Genomic DNA, 15,216 nt, shown 5'->3' with positions numbered 1-15,216 from the left:
GGGACCTGATCGGTGGGCGAACGCGCAGGAAGCCGCCGACTAGACTGGATGGCGAATCCCGTACGAAAGAGGTCGCCGAGTGGCTACCGCCGTCCCTGCCCAGCATCCGAACGTCCACGCGCACACCCGGTACTGGGTCGTCCCCGCCGCACGCGCGATCGTCGCCCTGGCAGCAGCAGCGGTGATCACGTTCACCCGCGATGCGCATACCGCACCCTTCGGGCTTATCGTCTTCGGCGCCTTCGCCATCCTGGACGGTCTGGTGACCGGCATCCTGAGCGTCCTGCTGGCAGGCGGACGCCTCACGCGCATCCTCTTCGCCGTGCAGGGTGCGATCGGCCTGATCGCCGGTGTGCTCGCGCTTGCGCTCTCCGGCGCGGGCCTCGGCCTCTTCCTCTACCTGGTGACCGTGTGGGCGGCGTTGACCGGTTTCCTGGAGCTGTACAACGGCATCCGGGAGCGCAGTCGCGACGCCGCTGCTCGAGACTGGCTGATCGTGGGCGCGATCACCGCCGTGCTCGCCCTGGTATTGCTTCTGGCGCCCGCCGACGCGGTCCTCGCGATCGGGCTCTTCGGCGCCTGGGCGGTCATCGTCGGAGTGTTCCAGGGGATCGGAGCGGTCACGCTCCGGGGCGCCTCGCACAGCCGCACGCCGTCCGCCGGAGCGGAGAGCGGCTCGTGACCCCTCGCGACAAGAAAGACCCCCGAGTGACCCAGAACCTCCAGCCGACCCGGCGCGACCGCTTCCTCCCCCTCGAACTGCTCGGCATCTCCGGCGGGCTGGCCGTCTTCGTCGGACTGATCGTGCTCATCGCGACGCGCGAATTCGTGCTCGCCGGGGTGGCTCTGGGTATCACCTTCATCATCAGCGTGGTCCTGCTGGCGCTGTTCGCGTTGGCCTTCAAGCCGACCGAGGCGGAAGTGGAGGACATCCACGAACAGGATGCCGAAGCGCGCGCCAAGGCCGCCCGTGACCGCGCCGAGGGTGATGACCGCCCGCGAGGTCACTGAGGCGGAGACCACCGACCCCTCGGGGCTTAGAGGTAGTCGACCAGCTGGGACGCCAGACCGACGTACCCGGCAGGAGTGAGCGCGAGCAGGCGGTTCTTCGCCGCCTGACCGATCTCGAGTCCGTTGACGAACTCGGTCAGTGCGGCGTGGTCCACCCGCTTGCCGCGCGTCAGCTCCTTGAGCAGCGCGTACGGGTCGGAGATCGTCGAGCGTCCCGCAGTGACCTCCGCACGGATGACCGTCTGGATCGCCTCGGCGAGCACCTCCCAGTTGGCGTCGAGATCGTCGGCGAGAGCCGTGCGGTCGAGCGTGATCTGGCCGAGCCCCCGCTCGATGTTGTCGAGGGCCAGCAGCGAATGCCCGAGGCCGACGCCGATGTTGCGCTGGGTGGTGGAGTCGGTGAGGTCTCTCTGCAGGCGGCTCGTGACCAGCGTCGCGGCGAGCGAGTCCAGCACGGCGCTCGAGAGCTCCAGGTTGGCCTCCGCGTTCTCGAAACGGATCGGGTTGACCTTGTGCGGCATGGTGGAGGACCCGGTCGCGCCCGGCTCGGGGACCTGACGGAAGTAGCCGAGAGAGATGTACGTCCAGGCGTCGGTGCACAGGTTGTGCAGGATGCGGTTGGCGTGCGAGATCCGTGAGTACAGCTCAGCCTGCCAGTCGTGCGACTCGATCTGCGTGGTCAGCGGGTTCCAGTCGAGGCCGAGGCTCTCGACGAACTCGCGCGAGAGGCGCGGCCAGTCGGCATCCGGGTCGGCCACCAGGTGGGCGGCGAACGTGCCGGTCGCACCGCTGAACTTGCCCAGGTGCACCCCGCCCTCGATCTGTGCGAGCACCCGCTCCAGCCGGTGGACGAAGACGGCGAGCTCTTTGCCCATGGTCGTCGGGGTCGCCGGCTGACCGTGCGTGCGGGCGAGCATCGCGTCGTCGCGGTACTGCAGCGCCTGGGCCCGCAGCTCGGCGATCACTGCGCGGAACTTCGGAAGCCACGACTCCCGGACGGCGGCGCTGACCGTCAGCGCGTAGGAGAGGTTGTTGATGTCCTCGCTCGTCGCGGCGAAGTGGGTCAGCTCGGCGATGGAGTCGAGCCCCAGCGCGTGCAGACGCTCCCGCACGAGGTACTCGACGGCCTTGACGTCGTGCCGGGTGGTCGCCTCGAGCTCGGCGAGCCGGTCGATCTCCGGCTGGCCGAAGTCGTCGGCGAGCGCCCGCAGGCCACGCTTCTGCTCGTCGGTCAACGGCGAGGAGCCGAACATCCTGCGCTCGGTGAGGAAGAGCAGCCACTCCACCTCGACCTGCACCCGCGCCCGGTTCAGACCGGCCTCGGACAGGTGGTCGCCGAGGCCGATCACGGCGGACCGATAGCGGCCATCCAGGGGGCTCAACGGCTGGGGAGGCAGGGCGGTCATGGTGCTCCTCGCGGGATCAGGCGGCGGGTACCCCACCATTCTCCCGTACGCGTGCGGCCGCCGCAGACGTCAGTCGCGTCGTGCGGGGCGGAAGATGAGCCCCAGCAGCCACGAGATGATGCCGAGCACGAGCGCCCCGAGCACGCCCGACCAGAACCCATCGATGTGCAGCCCGAAGCCGATGGCATCGCTGATCCACGACACGATGAAGAGCAGGAACGCGTTGACCAGCAGCGAGATCAGCCCCAGCGTCAAGATGTACAGCGGGATGGCGATGATCCGGATCACCGTGCCGATGATGGCGTTCACCACCCCGAAGATGAGCGCGATGAGCAGGTAGGTGAGGACCAGCGCGGTGGTGTCGTCGGCGTACGGGCGTACGGTCACCCCGCTCACGATCAGGGTCGTGAGCCACAGGGCGACGGCGTTGATGATCAGTCTGAGCAGGAATCGCATGGCCTCATCCTTACAGGGAGCGCGGGTGGGGTACAGGGGGACGCTACAGTCAGCGGGTGCCCAAGCCTGAAGGACTGACCGAACCGGAACCGATTCGGGAGAAAAAGGTGTACCCGCCGCTGCGGTGGTGGCCGCTGAGGGTGATGAACCCGTGGCAGAAGTTCGGTGTGCTCGTCGTGCAGAACCTCGGCCTTCGCCTGATCATCCTTGCCCTCGGCCTGGTGTTGCCTAGCGCTGCGACCTCCGTCGTCGGGGAGACGCTCGTGGTCATCACCATCATCGCTACGGCGCGGTCGTTCCGCGGTGCGGACGAGCCGGTTCTACCGCCGCGGCCATGGTGGAGGCTCTCTGCACGACCGCTGATCGGCTGGTGGCTGGGTGCGGGGTACCTGCTCGGCGCGCTCAGCCCGCTTCTTCACCCGGAGCGAATTGAGGTGAACTCGGTCCTTGTGTCGGTGGAACTCGCCTTCCTCGGCCTCGCATTCCTCAACTCGTCCATTCGGCTCACAGCCCTGCGGCGCCATCCACAGATCTAGGGAATTCCTCCCGGGGAATGCGGGCGCGGCTAAGTTGGGTCTGTGAGTTCCGATGACACGCTCGGCGTGAGACTGCGCCCCGAGATCGTCGCTGTGCCTGCCTACAAGCAGGGGCGGCCGGCGCCGGCCGACGGCTTCAAGCTGTCGAGCAACGAGAACCCGTTCCCGCCCCTCCCCTCGGTGGTGGATGCGGTGGCCGCGACTCTGCGCGACCTGAACCGCTATCCCAATGCGGGCGGCGCCGACCTCCGCGAGCGGCTCGCAGAGCGGCATGGCGTGGGCGTGGGCGAAGTGCACCTGGGCAGCGGCTCGGTCGCGCTGCTGTCGCAGCTCATCTCCGCTGCGGCCGGGGTGGGCGACGAGGTCGTCTACGCCTGGCGCTCGTTCGAGGCTTACCCGGGCCTGGTGACGGTGACCGGCGCCACGAGCGTGCAGGTGCCGAACCGCGCCGACGGGAGCCACGACCTGGATGCGATGGCGGATGCGATCACCGACCGTACGCGCGTCGTGATCGTCTGCACCCCGAACAATCCGACCGGGACGATCGTGACGGCCGCCGATTTCGAGGCGTTCATGGCCCGTGTGCCGTCCGACCTCCTCGTGCTGCTCGATGAGGCGTATTTCGAGTTCGTCACCGACGACGCGGCCGTCGACGGCATCCCGCTCCTCTCCCGCTACCCCAACCTCGTCGTGCTCCGCACGTTCTCCAAGGCGTACGGCCTCGCGGCGCTGCGCATCGGCTACGCCGTCGGGCCGCAGGCCGTGCTCGATGCGGCACGCTCGGCCGCCATCCCTCTGTCCGTCACTGACGCGTCACGTGTGGCGGCGCTCGCCTCCATCGCGGCGGAGGACGAACTGATGGAGCGCGTGGCCCGGGTGGCGATGCTCCGCGACCGGCTTCGCGACGCTCTGATCGAACAGGGCTGGGCGGTGCCCGAGGCGCAGGGCAACTTCGTCTGGCTCGCGACCGGTGAGCAGACCGTCGCGGCGAACGACGCCTTCTTCGACGCCGGGCTCACGGTTCGTGCGTTTCCGCCGGAGGGAATCCGGATCAGCGTCGGCGAGGAAGAATCTGTGGAGAAACTCCTGCAGGTCGCCGCCGATCTTGTGCAGAACCTACCAAATGGCCACCCGGGCAAGCGGTTAGGTTAGTACGGTGGCTGCGACGAACGAGATCCCGCGCCCGGCGAACACCGTCCAGCTGCTCACCGCAGACGGCCGGTTCCAGCCGAGCGAGACGTCGGCCGAGTACCTCCCGTACCTGGAGAGGCTCGACGAGAACGACTACCGCCGTTTCTACCGCGACATGGTCAACGTGCGCGCGCTCGACAACGAAGGGGCCAACCTCCAGCGCCAGGGCCAGCTCGGTCTCTGGGTGCCGAGCCGCGGCCAGGAGGGCGCGCAGGTCGGCTCGGCCCGCGCAGCGCGGCCCCAGGACCACCTGTTCCCGTCGTACCGCGAGCACGTGGTCGGCATGGTGCGCGGCATCGATCCGATCGGCATCATCGGGCTCCTGCGCGGCACGACGCACGGTGGATGGGACCCGACGGACCCCGCGGTCGGAAACTTCCACCTCTACACACTCGTGATCGGGTCGCAGACCCTCCATGCGACCGGCTACGCGATGGGTATGAAGCTCGACGGCAAGGTCGGCACCGGCGATCCGACGCAGGATGAAGCGTCGATCGTCTACTTCGGCGACGGCGCCACCAGTCAGGGCGACGTCAACGAGGCGTACGTCTTCGCTGCGAGCTACCAGACCCCCCAGGTCTTCTTCCTGCAGAACAACCACTGGGCGATTTCCGTGCCGGTCAGCACGCAGTCGCGCACTCCCCTCTATCTGCGATCGAGCGGCTTCGGCATCCCGGGCGTGCAGATCGACGGCAATGACGTGCTCGCGGCGTACGCGGTGACGGCCAAGCACCTCGACGACGCCCGGTCGGGCGAGGGGCCGAGCATGATCGAGGCGCTCACCTACCGCATGGGCGCCCACACCTCGAGCGACGACCCGAGCAAGTACCGCACCGACGAGGAGACGGCCTACTGGGCCGAGCGCGACCCGATCCTGCGGTTCCGCGTGTTCCTGGAGGAGCAGGGCGTCGGGCAGGCGTTCTTCGACAGCGCGGACGAGGAGGGGGCCGACCTGGCCGCCGACATCCGCCGGCGAACCCTCGAGCTGACGCCGCCGTCCGTCGCCTCGATGTTCGAGCACGTCTACAGTGAGCCGCATCCCCTGACCGACGAGCAGCGGCGATGGATCGAAGACTACGAGGCATCGTTCGGAGGTGACGCATGAGCGACGTGAGGAGCGAGGCCGAATACGTCGAGGCCGAGCTGATCGAGGAACACGACGGCGACGGCACGGACACGCAGTCGGTCGAGACGCGCACGGACAGCGCATCGCTCGACACCCAGGCGATCGACGTCGTCGAGATCATCGAGAGCGATCCGGATGCTCGCGTGCTCGAAGAGCACGTTGCCGAGCAGGAGTGGACGCGCGAGTTCGTGATCGAGGACGATGCGGCGCCCGAGCAGATCGGGCCGGACCAGGACGGCGAGGCTGCGGACGCGATCGCGCACGCGGACGCCCAGGCGTCCGCCGAGGTCGGGGAGGATGCCGCGGCGGCTGAGCACGCCGAGGTCGCCGAGGAGGCGCCCGCGGCTCCCGTCGCTCCCGAGCCGCGCATCCAGTCGCTGCCGATGGTCAAGGCGCTCAACGCCGGGCTGCGGCGCGCACTCGCAGACGACCCCCGCGTGCTCCTGATGGGCGAGGACATCGGCCCGCTCGGCGGTGTCTTCCGGGTCACCGAGGGTTTGCAGAAGGAGTTCGGTCCGCAGCGCGTCATGGACACCCCGCTCGCCGAGGCCGGCATCATCGGCTCCGCGATCGGCCTGGCGATGCGCGGCTACCGACCGGTGGTCGAGATCCAGTTCAACGGCTTCGTCTTCCCCGGGTTCGACCAGATCACCACGCAGCTGGCGAAGATGACGAACCGGCACAGCGGGCGGATGAAGTTCCCCGTCGTCATCCGCATCCCGCACGGTGGACACATCGGCGCGGTCGAGCACCACCAGGAGGCTCCGGAGGCGTACTTCGCGCACACCGCGGGGCTCCGGGTCGTCGCGCCGTCGACCCCGCACGACGCGTACTGGATGATCCAGGAGGCGATCCGCTCCGACGACCCGATCGTCTTCTTCGAGCCGATGAGTCGGTACTGGCCCAAGGGCGAAGTCGACCTGGTCGAGAACCCGACGCCGCTGCACGCAAGCCGCGTGGTGCGGACCGGAACCGACGCGACGATCGTCGCCTGGGCCGGGATGGTCAGCGTCGCGCTCCGTGCCGCTGAGCTCGCCGCGGAAGAGGGACGCAGTCTCGAGGTCATCGACCTGCGCTCGCTTTCCCCGATCGACTACGCGCCCGTCATCGCCTCGGTGCAGAAGACCGGGCGACTGATCATCGCGCAGGAGGCGCCGGGCAACGTCTCGGTCGGCTCCGAGGTGGCGGCAACGGTCGCCGAGAAGGCGTTCTACTCGCTGGAGTCGCCGGTGCTGCGCGTCGCCGGGTTCGACGTCCCGTTCCCGCCGGCGAAGCTCGAAGAGACCTACCTCCCCGACGCCGACCGCATTCTCGAAGCCGTCGACCGCGCGCTGGCGTACTGACGCCCGCACCGGACGACGCGCGACAACGACCCGGCGCGAGAAATTGACAGAGAGAAGCCGCACATGAGCGAGTCCCAGTTCCTCCTGCCCGATGTGGGCGAGGGCCTGACCGAGGCGGAGATCGTCGCGTGGAAGGTCGCGCCAGGCGAACCGGTCGCCGTCAATCAGGTGATCGTCGAGATCGAGACCGCCAAGTCGCTGGTCGAACTGCCGTCGCCGTTCGAGGGCACCGTGAGTGAACTGCTGGTCTCCGAGGGTCAGACGGTCGAGGTCGGCACGCCGATCTTCACCGTCACGGCCGGCGGCCAGACCCCCGCCGCTCCCGCTCCCGAGCCGGAACCCGCCGAGGAGGTCGCGGCCGACGCCGCGGCGACGGTGTCGCACGAGGAGGAGCCGAAGGCGGGCGCCGTGCTCGTCGGCTACGGCTCCGCCGGACACGGGTCCAGCCGTCGGCGCCGGGTGACGCATCCCGGAACCGGTTCGCTCCCGGTCGCATTCTCGGGGTCCATCGCGCAGCCCGCGCCCTCCGCTGCCCCGACCGCACCGTCAGCGTCTCCGGCCCCCGCAGCCGCAGCCGCTCGACCGGCACCCGCACAGTCCGCATCGGCCACGCAGCCCACCGCGGCGCGGCCGTCCGGCCCGGTCGTCGCCAAGCCACCCATCCGCAAGCTGGCGAAGGACCTCGGCGTCGACATCAGCGCGGTGACGCCGACCGGCCCGATCGGCGACGTGACCCGTGACGACGTGCTCCGCGAGGCCACCCAGGTCACGGTGTTCCGCAACCTGCAGACTCCGGAGTGGCCGGACGACCGCGAGGACCGCATCCCGGTCAAGGGCGTCCGCAAGGCCATCGCCAATGCAATGACGTCGAGCGCGTTCACCGCTCCGCACGTCAGCCTGTTCGTCGACGTGGATGCGACCCGCACCATGGAGTTCGTCAAGCGCCTCAAGAACTCGGCCGACTTCGGCGGGGTGAAGGTGTCACCCCTCCTGATCATGGCGAAGGCCATCATCTGGGCCGTGCGCCGCAATCCCATGGTGAACTCGTCGTGGACCGACGAGGAGATCATCGTCCGCCACTACGTGAACCTCGGCATCGCCGCGGCGACGCCGCGCGGCCTCATCGTCCCGAACATCAAGGAGGCACAGGGCATGACCCTGCTCGAGCTCGCGAAGGCGCTCGAGCAGCTCACCCTGACGGCCCGCGACGGCAAGACGCCGCCCGCCGACATGAACGGCGGCACCATCACGATCACGAACATCGGTGTGTTCGGGATGGACACGGGCACGCCCATCCTGAACCCCGGCGAGGTCGGCATCGTTGCGCTCGGGACGATCAAGCAGAAGCCGTGGGTGGTCGACGGCGAGGTGCGCCCGCGCTTCGTCACGACGCTCGGCGCGTCGTTCGACCACCGCGTGGTCGACGGGGACGTCGCGTCCCGATTCCTGGCAGATGTCGCATCCATCGTCGAGGAGCCGGCGCTCCTGCTCGATTGAACGCGACTTGAATTTGACAATCATTTTCAATAAGCCGTAATGTGAGCCGGTGCCCGCGCCCGCGGGTGCACCCTCTTGTGTCGTTCGCGACTTAGACAGGCTCACCCATGAAGACGCGTTCCCTCGTCTCCGCCCTCGCGGTCGCCGCCGCCACGATCGTGGCGCTCGCCGGCTGCTCCGCACCGTCGGCAGGATCCGACGACGGCGTCATCCGCGTCGTCGCCAGTACGAATGTGTACGGCGACATCGCGACCACCATCGGCGGCGACGCCGTGCATGTCACCTCCCTCATGTCGGACCCCGCCCAGGATCCGCACTCGTTCGAGGCCAGCGCGCAGAACCAGCTCGCCGTCTCCAAGGCCGACATCGTCATCGAGAACGGCGGCGGCTACGACGAGTTCATGCAGACCCTGCTGAAGGGGTCCGACAACAGCGCGGCGAGCATCCTGAACGTCGTCGACCTCTCTGGCAAGAAAGCGGTCGACGGGGAGCTCAACGAGCACATCTGGTACGACTTCCCGAGTGTCCGGAAACTCGTCGACGCGCTGGAAGCCGCGCTGGCGAAGGCCGACCCGTCGCACAAGGCGACCTTCGAGAAGAACGCAGCCGCCTTCACGCAGCAGCTCGCCGGCCTGGAGAACTCCGAAGCGAAGTTGAAGGCCGACTACGCCGGAGAGGGCGTCGCGATCACCGAACCGGTGCCCCTGTACCTGCTGGATGCGATCGGCCTGGTCGACAAGACGCCTGCCGCGTTCAGTAGGGCGATCGAGCAGGAGAACGACGTTTCGCCCGTGGTCCTCCGGGACACCCTCGCGCTGTTCACCGACCACCGCGTGAAGATGCTCGCCTACAACGAGCAGACCACCGGCGCGGAGACCGAGCGCGTGCTCGCCGCGGCCAAGCACGCCGGCATCCCCGTCGTGCCGGTCACCGAGACGCTTCCCGCCGGGGAGCACTACCTCGGCTGGATGCAGGCCAACGTGGATGCCGTCGGCAAGGCGTTGGCATCATGAGCGAGCCGCTCGAGCGCATGCCCGCTCCGGAGACCCGCGACGTCGTGCTTCGGCTCCGCGACGCCTCGCTCGGCTTCGGCGACCGCACCCTGTGGAGCGGGCTCGACCTGGACGTGCATGCGGGCGAGTTCGTCGCCGTGCTCGGCCCCAACGGCTCCGGCAAGACCAGCCTGCTGCGCACCATCCTCGGGCAGCAGCACCTGGACGGCGGCGAGATCGCCTTCGAGGGGCATCCCGTGCGCCGCGGCGACCGCCGCATCGGCTACATCCCGCAGCAGAAGCTCATCCCGGCGGGCACGCCGATGCGTGCCCGCGACCTCGTGGCGCTCGGTGTGAACGGGCACCGCTGGGGGCTCCCCCTCCCCCGCCGCGACGACAAGGCGCAGGTCGACCGGCTCATCGACGCCGTCGGCGCCCGCCGCTACGCGGATGCGGCCGTCGGCTCCCTGTCGGGCGGCGAGCAGCAGCGGCTGCGCGTGGCGCAGGCGCTCGCCGGCGACCCTGCGCTGCTGCTGTGCGACGAACCGCTGCTGTCCCTCGACCTGCAGCATCAGCGCGGCGTCAGCGAGCTGATCGACCGGCGGAGACGCGAACACGACAGCGCCGTGGTCTTCGTCACGCACGACGTGAACCCGGTGCTCGGGATGGTGGACCGCGTCCTGTACCTGGCCGGCGGCCGGTTCCGCACCGGGACCCCGGATGAGGTGCTCCGCAGCGACGTCCTCACCGATCTGTACGGGACGCCCGTCGACGTGATCCGCAGCCGCGGACGGATCGTCGTGGTCGGCATCCCGGACGCGGAGACCCACGACCACCACGCGCACACGCGCGAGACACATCCGGAGCCGGCAGCATGATGCATCTCGACGTGTGGCAGCAGCTGTTCGACTTCACCGACTACGGCGAGCTGCTGCTCCTGGTGAAGAACTCGATCTTCGCGGGGGCGGTGCTGGGCGTCGTCGGCGGCCTGATCGGCGTGTTCGTGATGCAGCGCGACATGGCGTTCGCCGTGCACGGCATCAGCGAGCTCTCGTTCGCCGGCGCCGCCATCGCCCTGCTGTTCGGGGTGAACGTCGTCGCGGGGTCTCTCGTCGGTTCGCTCGTCGCGGCCATCCTGATCGGGCTGCTCGGTGCGAAGGCGCGGGACCGGAACTCCATCATCGCCGTGCTGATGCCGTTCGGGCTGGGGCTCGGCATCCTCGCGCTGGCCCTGTATCCGGGCAGGAGCGCTAACAAGTTCGGCCTGCTGACCGGGCAGATCGTATCCGTCGACGACCCCCAGCTGGGCTGGCTGCTCACGATCGGCGCGATCGTCCTCATCGCCCTGCTGCTGATGTGGCGGCCGTTGACGTTCGACAGTCTGGATGCGGATGTCGCCGCCTCGCGCGGCGTGCCGACCGGGTTCGTCGCACTGGCGTTCATGGTGCTGCTGGGCCTCGCGGTCGCGGTGTCCGTGCAGATCGTCGGTGCGCTGCTGGTGCTGTCGCTGCTGGTGACTCCGGCGGCCGCGGCGATGCGCATCTCGTCGTCGCCGCTCGGCGTGCCGCTTCTCAGTGTGCTGTTCGCGCTGGTCTCCGTGGTGGGCGGCATCATGCTCGCGCTCGGCAGTGCCCTCCCGATCAGCCCGTACGTGACGACGATCTCGTTCCTCATCTACGTCGTCTGCCGGATCGCGGGAGGCCGCCGTGCGCGCCGCCGCGGTTCGGCCACGGCCTCACGGCCACTCGTGAGCCAGGCGGGTTAACCTGGGATGGTGAAGCGCAACACCTGGCAGCGGGAGGCCGTCCGCGAGGCTCTGACCTCGACGGAGGGCTTCATCAGCGCGCAGGGACTGCACATGAGCCTCCACGAGGCGGGCTCGCCGATCGGACTGGCGACGGTCTACCGGGCGCTCTCCGACCTGGCGTCCGAAGGCGACGCCGATTCGCTGCAGTCGCCGGAGGGCGAGAGCCTGTACCGGGCGTGCACGACCGGCCACCACCACCACCTGATCTGCCGCAACTGCGGGCTGACGGTGGAGATCGAGGCGGACGCCGTCGAGGAGTGGGCCCGCCAGGCGGCCGCAGCGCACGGCTTCACGCAGGCTCAGCACGTCGTCGACGTCTTCGGCCTCTGCGCTTCGTGCACGGCGAAGAGCGATTTGGCTGCCTCCGCATCCATGCCGTAGCATAGATGTTTGGCTGAGTGGGCCTCCCCCACTCGGATCGTATGCGAAACCCCCTCTCGAAATCGGTGGGGAAGTCGCATGCCGACAAGTGACCTTGGGTGGAACCAATCGGTTCCACGGTATTGGAGAAGAAACCAATGGCAGCAGTGTGCCAGGTGACTGGAGCCGTTCCCGGCTTCGGTCACGCCATCTCGCACTCGCACCGTCGCACCAAGCGCCGGTTCGACCCGAACATCCAGAAGAAGACGTACTACGTTCCGTCGCTTCGCCGTAACGTCACCCTGACCCTGAGTGCCAAGGGCATCAAGGTCATCGACGCCCGTGGCATCGAGTCCGTGGTCAAGGACCTCCTGGCCCGTGGGGAGAAGATCTAATGGCGAAGCAGCAGGACATCCGTCCGATCATCAAGCTCCGTTCGACGGCCGGCACCGGTTACACCTACGTGACCCGCAAGAACCGTCGCAACAACCCCGACCGCCTCGTGCTCAAGAAGTACGACCCCGTAGTGCGCAAGCACGTCGACTTCCGAGAGGAGCGTTAATCATGGCCAAGAAGTCCAAGATCGCCAAGAACGAGCAGCGCAAGGTCGTCGTCGCGCGCTACGCCACCAAGCGCGCCGAGCTCAAGAAGGCCCTCGTCGACCCGAACGGGTCCGACGAGTCGCGCGAGGCCGCCCGCCTCGGCCTGCAGAAGCTCCCCCGCGACGCCTCGCCGATCCGCGTCCGCAACCGCGACGCCGTCGACGGCCGTCCCCGCGGAAACCTCAGCAAGTTCGGTATCTCGCGTGTCCGCTTCCGTGACATGGCGCACCGCGGCGAGCTGCCCGGCATCACGAAGTCGAGCTGGTAATCCAGCGCGACCTGCGTTTCGAAGGGGCGTCCGGCTTCGGCCGGGCGCCCCTTCGTCGTACCCGGTGGACGACCGGATGTCGCAGATCGCACCCGATGTGCGTTAAAGGGGCCGAAAATCCGCGTGTTTCTGCGGGTTTCTGATACATTCGAGGCGGTCGACCGACCAAACGTTACGGCCCTGCGTGGCCTCAACCGTTCCACAAGATAGCTGTAATCCAGCACAAGGTCCGAGGAGGACACTTAATGGCTGACAACCTGAACAAGACCGAGCTCGTTGCCGCCGTCGCTGCGGCGTCGGGTCAGAGCCAGGCGACCGTCTCGAGCGTCGTCGACGCGTTCTTCAGCACCATCAGCGAGACCGTCGCCAAGGGTGGCAAGGTCACCATCCCGGGCTGGCTCGCCGCCGAGCGCAGCGAGACCGCTGCCCGCACCGGCCGCAACCCGCAGACCGGCGCCGAGATCTCCATCCCGGCCGGCCACCGCGTCAAGCTGACCGCGGGCTCGAAGCTCAAGGCTGCCGTCAAGTAGTCGTTCCCAGCTTTGCCCGAAGGCGGCTCCGCAATTCGCGGGGCCGCCTTCGTCGTATCCGCATGCACCGGACTCCTGCTGTGGGCGGCCGTCCAGGGGTGGAGACGTAGGCTGGACGGGTGCCACGAATCTTCCGCGTGATCGGCCCTGCCGCGCTGCTCCTGGCGGCTGCGGTGGCGATGATGGCCGCCCTCGCGTTCGGCGGCGGAGCGTCCGCCCCTCTCCTGGCCGATCCTGGCGCGCTGGTGCGCTGGGGTCTCCCGGCCGCGACGCTCGTGGTCAATCTCAGCCTGGCCGGCACGGTCGGTGCACTGGTCTTGGCGTGCTTCGCGTTCAGCCCCGACCGCGACGAGTACGGCACTGCGCTCGACTTCGCCGCGGGGAGCGCTGCGGTCATGACGGTCGCCTCCGCCGCGACCGGACTGTTCACCTTCGTCAGCGTCTCGAACGTGCCGTGGTCGTTCGATGCCACGTTCAGCAACGGACTGAGCTCGTTCATCACCAGCGTCTCGCTCGGCCAGGCGTGGCTGGGCATCACCCTGATCGCGGCGGCGGTCACCGTGTTGTGCTTCGCGGTCCGCAACCAGACGGCGATCGTCTTCGTCACGCTGCTCGCGATGGCGACCGTTGTCCCGATGGCGCAGCAGGGACACAGCGCAGAGGCGGCCGGGCACGATGCCGCGGTGACGTCGTTCGGCCTGCACGTGCTGTTCGCCGCGATCTGGCTCGGCGGCCTGGTGACCCTGATCGTCGTCAAGCACACCTTCGGCAAGGGGAGGCTGCTCACCGTCCTGGAGCGCTACTCCACGGTCGCCCTCATCTGCTTCATCGTCGTGGCCGCGTCCGGCTACGTGAATGCGGAGTTGCGCGTGGGCACGCTCGCCGAGCTCGCGACGCCCTACGGCATTCTCGTGCTCGTCAAGGTCGCCGCACTGGTGGCGCTCGGCCTGTTCGGCCTGACGCAGCGCCGCTACCTGATCGGGCGGCTGAAGACGACGGGCGAGACGCGCAGCTTCTGGTGGATCGTCGTGGCGGAGCTCGCCTTCATGGGCATCGCCTCGGGTGTGGCCGCTGCGCTTGCCCGCACGGTCACGCCGGTGCCCGAGACGCGCGCTGCGACGCCGACGCCCGCCGAGATCCTGACCGGCGAGAAGCTGCCGCCCGCCCTCTCGTTCGAGCGGCTGTTCACTTCGTGGAACTTCGATCTGCTGTGGGTGCTCGCCTGCGCGTTCGCCCTCTTCTTCTATTTCGCCGCCGTCTGGCGGTTGCGGCGACGCGGTGACAAATGGCCCATCTACCGCACGGTGCTGTGGACGCTGGGCATCATCCTGCTCTTCTACATCACCAACGGCGGCGTGAACGTCTACGAGAAGTACCTCTTCTCGGCGCACATGTCGGCCCACATGGTGCTGACGATGGGCGTCCCGCTGCTGCTCGTGCCGGGCGCGCCGATCACGCTCGCCGCGCGCGCCATCCGCAAGCGGCGTGACGGATCGCGCGGCGGCAGGGAATGGCTGCTACTGGGTGTCCACTCCCGCTTCGCGGCGGTCATCTCGAACCCGATCGTCGCGGCGATCCTGTTCGCCGGGTCGCTGTGGGTCTTCTATTACACGCCCGTGTTCCGCTGGGCGACCACCGACCACATCGGGCACGAGTGGATGATCGTCCACTTCCTCATCACGGGGTACCTGTTCGTGCAGTCGCTGATCGGCATCGACCCGGTCAAGTACCGGCTGGCGTACCCGTTCCGCTTGCTCCTGCTGCTGCTCACGATGGCGTTCCACGCCTTCTTCGGTCTGTCGATCATGCAGATGCACGGTCTGCTCCTGGCCGACTGGTTCGGCGCGATGGGTCGCACCTGGGGCGACTCGCCGCTGGTCGACCAGCAGGCGGGCGGAGGGATCGCGTGGAGCATCGGCGAGATCCCGACGGTCATCCTGGCGATCGTGGTCGCCATCCAGTGGAGCCGCAGCGACGAGCGCGAGACGAAGCGGCAGGACCGCAACGCCGACCGCACGGGAGACGCCGAGTTGCAGGCGTACAACGAGCGGCTCGCCCGCATGGCGGACCGCGACCGCGTCTCGCGCTAGC

The 15,216-nt window shown here is 68.5% G+C and carries 18 protein-coding genes; 16 read left to right on the top strand and 2 right to left on the bottom strand.

Going from position 1 to position 15,216, the window contains the following annotated elements; translation table 11 throughout:
- Window positions 1–79 precede the first annotated feature (79 nt).
- Complete coding sequence (locus AB4Z18_RS18475; protein WP_441784226.1) at window positions 80–682, top strand: DUF308 domain-containing protein; 603 nt, start codon at window positions 80–82, stop codon at window positions 680–682.
- 26 nt (window positions 683–708) lie between these two features.
- Complete coding sequence (locus tag AB4Z18_RS18470) at window positions 709–1,011, top strand: hypothetical protein (protein ID WP_441784225.1); 303 nt, start codon at window positions 709–711, stop codon at window positions 1,009–1,011.
- A gap of 26 nt (window positions 1,012–1,037) precedes the next feature.
- Here the strand turns inward: AB4Z18_RS18470 and purB are convergent, their stop codons facing one another.
- Both purB and AB4Z18_RS18460 read right to left on the bottom strand, forming a co-directional pair.
- Window positions 1,038–2,417 (bottom strand): adenylosuccinate lyase, encoded by a 1,380-nt coding sequence (purB, locus tag AB4Z18_RS18465; RefSeq protein ID WP_441784224.1) that lies wholly within the window; start codon window positions 2,415–2,417, stop codon window positions 1,038–1,040.
- A 69-nt stretch (window positions 2,418–2,486) separates the two neighbouring features.
- Window positions 2,487–2,873 carry a phage holin family protein gene (locus tag AB4Z18_RS18460; RefSeq protein WP_441784223.1) on the bottom strand — a complete coding sequence of 129 codons (387 nt, stop codon included), beginning with the start codon at window positions 2,871–2,873 and terminating at the stop codon, window positions 2,487–2,489.
- Window positions 2,874–2,929: 56 nt separating this feature from the next.
- Between AB4Z18_RS18460 and AB4Z18_RS18455 the strand changes: the two genes are divergently transcribed.
- From AB4Z18_RS18455 to AB4Z18_RS18390, 14 genes are all read left to right on the top strand, one after another.
- A complete protein-coding gene (locus AB4Z18_RS18455; RefSeq protein ID WP_441784222.1) occupies window positions 2,930–3,409 on the top strand; it encodes a hypothetical protein in 480 nt (159 codons plus the stop codon).
- A 42-nt stretch (window positions 3,410–3,451) separates the two neighbouring features.
- Window positions 3,452–4,561 carry a pyridoxal phosphate-dependent aminotransferase gene (locus AB4Z18_RS18450; protein WP_441784221.1) on the top strand — a complete coding sequence of 370 codons (1,110 nt, stop codon included), beginning with the start codon at window positions 3,452–3,454 and terminating at the stop codon, window positions 4,559–4,561.
- A 4-nt stretch (window positions 4,562–4,565) separates the two neighbouring features.
- Window positions 4,566–5,705 (top strand): thiamine pyrophosphate-dependent dehydrogenase E1 component subunit alpha, encoded by a 1,140-nt coding sequence (locus AB4Z18_RS18445; protein WP_441784220.1) that lies wholly within the window; start codon window positions 4,566–4,568, stop codon window positions 5,703–5,705.
- A gap of 404 nt (window positions 5,706–6,109) precedes the next feature.
- A complete protein-coding gene (locus tag AB4Z18_RS18440) occupies window positions 6,110–7,069 on the top strand; it encodes an alpha-ketoacid dehydrogenase subunit beta (protein WP_441784289.1) in 960 nt (319 codons plus the stop codon).
- 63 nt (window positions 7,070–7,132) lie between these two features.
- Window positions 7,133–8,566 (top strand): dihydrolipoamide acetyltransferase family protein, encoded by a 1,434-nt coding sequence (locus AB4Z18_RS18435; protein ID WP_441784219.1) that lies wholly within the window; start codon window positions 7,133–7,135, stop codon window positions 8,564–8,566.
- 107 nt (window positions 8,567–8,673) lie between these two features.
- Window positions 8,674–9,579, top strand: a complete 906-nt coding sequence (locus AB4Z18_RS18430) for a metal ABC transporter solute-binding protein, Zn/Mn family (RefSeq protein ID WP_441784218.1) — start codon at window positions 8,674–8,676, stop codon at window positions 9,577–9,579.
- Entirely contained in the window at window positions 9,576–10,436 is an 861-nt protein-coding gene (locus AB4Z18_RS18425; RefSeq protein WP_441784217.1) for a metal ABC transporter ATP-binding protein, read from the top strand. Before AB4Z18_RS18430 ends, AB4Z18_RS18425 begins: the two co-directional genes overlap by 4 nt.
- Window positions 10,433–11,323 carry a metal ABC transporter permease gene (locus AB4Z18_RS18420; RefSeq protein ID WP_441784216.1) on the top strand — a complete coding sequence of 297 codons (891 nt, stop codon included), beginning with the start codon at window positions 10,433–10,435 and terminating at the stop codon, window positions 11,321–11,323. Before AB4Z18_RS18425 ends, AB4Z18_RS18420 begins: the two co-directional genes overlap by 4 nt.
- A gap of 6 nt (window positions 11,324–11,329) precedes the next feature.
- Complete coding sequence (locus AB4Z18_RS18415) at window positions 11,330–11,746, top strand: Fur family transcriptional regulator (RefSeq protein WP_441784215.1); 417 nt, start codon at window positions 11,330–11,332, stop codon at window positions 11,744–11,746.
- 137 nt (window positions 11,747–11,883) lie between these two features.
- Window positions 11,884–12,120, top strand: a complete 237-nt coding sequence (gene rpmB, locus AB4Z18_RS18410) for a 50S ribosomal protein L28 (protein WP_441784214.1) — start codon at window positions 11,884–11,886, stop codon at window positions 12,118–12,120.
- Window positions 12,120–12,287: a 50S ribosomal protein L33 gene (gene rpmG, locus AB4Z18_RS18405; RefSeq protein WP_021760158.1), complete on the top strand. Its 168-nt coding sequence runs from the start codon at window positions 12,120–12,122 to the stop codon at window positions 12,285–12,287. Before rpmB ends, rpmG begins: the two co-directional genes overlap by 1 nt.
- 2 nt (window positions 12,288–12,289) lie before the next feature.
- Window positions 12,290–12,595: a 30S ribosomal protein S14 gene (gene rpsN, locus AB4Z18_RS18400; protein ID WP_441784213.1), complete on the top strand. Its 306-nt coding sequence runs from the start codon at window positions 12,290–12,292 to the stop codon at window positions 12,593–12,595.
- Between the two features lie 245 nt (window positions 12,596–12,840).
- A complete protein-coding gene (locus AB4Z18_RS18395) occupies window positions 12,841–13,125 on the top strand; it encodes an HU family DNA-binding protein (protein WP_090039575.1) in 285 nt (94 codons plus the stop codon).
- A 179-nt stretch (window positions 13,126–13,304) separates the two neighbouring features.
- Complete coding sequence (locus AB4Z18_RS18390) at window positions 13,305–15,215, top strand: cytochrome c oxidase assembly protein (RefSeq protein WP_441784288.1); 1,911 nt, start codon at window positions 13,305–13,307, stop codon at window positions 15,213–15,215.
- The last annotated feature ends 1 nt before the right edge of the window (window position 15,216 follow it).

The sequence above is a fragment of the Leifsonia sp. 2TAF2 genome, assembly GCF_052115085.1.
GTDB lineage: Bacteria > Actinomycetota > Actinomycetes > Actinomycetales > Microbacteriaceae > Leifsonia.
This window is presented reverse-complemented; position numbering and strand designations above follow the sequence as displayed.